Genomic DNA, 1,807 nt, shown 5'->3' with positions numbered 1-1,807 from the left:
TAGGAGCATTCCTGTAATGAAGAAATTTGAGGATTGAAACAAAAAGAGCCCTCTTGGTATCATACGAGGTGTCCAAAGCTTCGAAGCAAAAATGGACCCTTAATTTAAGTAACCAAGGAGGACTCAATAATGAATTATACACAAAATCAAAAAATCTCTCAAATCACACCTTCAACACTCATTGTAGGCATTGATATTGCCAAAGACAAACACGTAGCTCGTGCTCAAGACGACCGAGGTGTTGAATTCGGGAAACGCTTGATCTTTGAAAACAAAATGCATGGCTTTCAAAAACTAGTAAATTGGGCAGAGAACCTTCGAAAGGAAAATGACAAAAATTATGTCATTCTGGGTGTCGAGCCTACTGGCCATTACTGGTTTAGTCTAGCTTACTTTTTAGTAGCGAAAGGATACGATTTTGTTGTCGTAAATCCTATGCACGTAAAGAAAAGTAAAGAACTTGATGATAATTCCCCTACCAAAAATGATACGAAAGATGCCCGTGTGATAGGTCAGTTGATTAAAGATGGGCGATACTCTGTACCAAATCTCTTAGATGGCATTTATGCCGAATTAAGAGAAGGCGTCAAATTACGAGATCAACTTATCAACCAACTGATGATCACTGAAGGGCGTATCCAAAACCATATTCAACGCTATTTTCCGGAATTCTTTGATGTATTTGGTGATTGGGAAGGAAAAGCAGCTTACTGTACATTACGACTGTTTCCATTTCCGTCTCAAATCAAGGAATTGTCACCAGAAGATGTGGTGATGAAGTGGAAGCCCTTCGTTAAACGAGGAGTGGGAATTAAAAGAGCAACAAAGCTAGTAGAAGTCGCAAAAAAGAGTATCGGCATTCAAATTGGTATTCAGTTTGCCCGACGCGAGTTGGACTGTTTACTCGATCAATATGAACTTTATAAGCAACAGTTAGAGGAGTTAGACAAAGAGTTAGAATCACTTGTCGTGACTTTACCTGGTGCTAAACAAATGATGAATATTACAGGGCTTGGATCCACAACCGTGGCTCTATTCTTCGCTGAAGTAGGGGATATTACGAAATATAAACACCCTCAACAATTAGTCAATTTAGCAGGGCTATCTTTACGAGAACATAGTTCTGGTAAGTTTAAAGGTCAAACACGGATAACTAAGAGAGGACGAAGTCGTTTGCGAAGAGCCCTATATTTAGCTATTCGTCCGCTAGTTGCCCATAATCCAACGTTTAAAGCCCTGCATCAACACTATACAACACGGTCTGAAAAACCATTGAAAAAGCAACAGTCACTCATTGCCTTGTGTTGTAAGTTATTACGTGTATTATTTGTCATTGGCCAAAGACAATGTGAGTTTGATGGATCTAAGTTATTAAGAGGATTGTCACAAAAGGAAGCATTACAGGCTGCTTAAGCCTTTAGAAACACATCAAATACGATTATTAGTTCTCATACAAACACCAATAGTGCAGAGTTGGAGTATATATTATCCATTCGGGCATTAGACCCAGCATAGGAGCATTTCCAACCTCCACCTCATGGATACGCAGGACGAAGGAAAGTATGGATACGATCCGGAGAGACATGGGAGGGTTAGCGACCGTGATTTGTGTGGAGATTTCCTAGCACGGTTATAAAACTGTTTTCCAAACAATACCAGTTTGGCAGATAGGATGGCCCCCAACCTGTAAATAAATTGAATTACTTTCAATTTTTAACTATCTATAAGGTGTGTCAACTAACTAGTGTTTATAAAATATTGAGAATACGCGAGTATTTGGAAGAAAAATTAACTTTATTGAGGGAGG

Annotated in this window: 1 protein-coding gene; it reads left to right on the top strand. The window is 39.1% G+C overall.

Translation table 11 applies throughout. The annotated features are described in order from the left end of the window. Positions 1–129 precede the first annotated feature (129 nt). On the top strand, positions 130–1,413 hold the full coding sequence (locus ACSKT4_RS19030; protein WP_186871525.1) for an IS110 family RNA-guided transposase: 1,284 nt from the start codon (positions 130–132) through the stop codon (positions 1,411–1,413). Positions 1,414–1,807: the final 394 nt, after the last annotated feature.

This window comes from Ornithinibacillus liuyingii (assembly GCF_055550225.1).
This window is presented reverse-complemented; position numbering and strand designations above follow the sequence as displayed.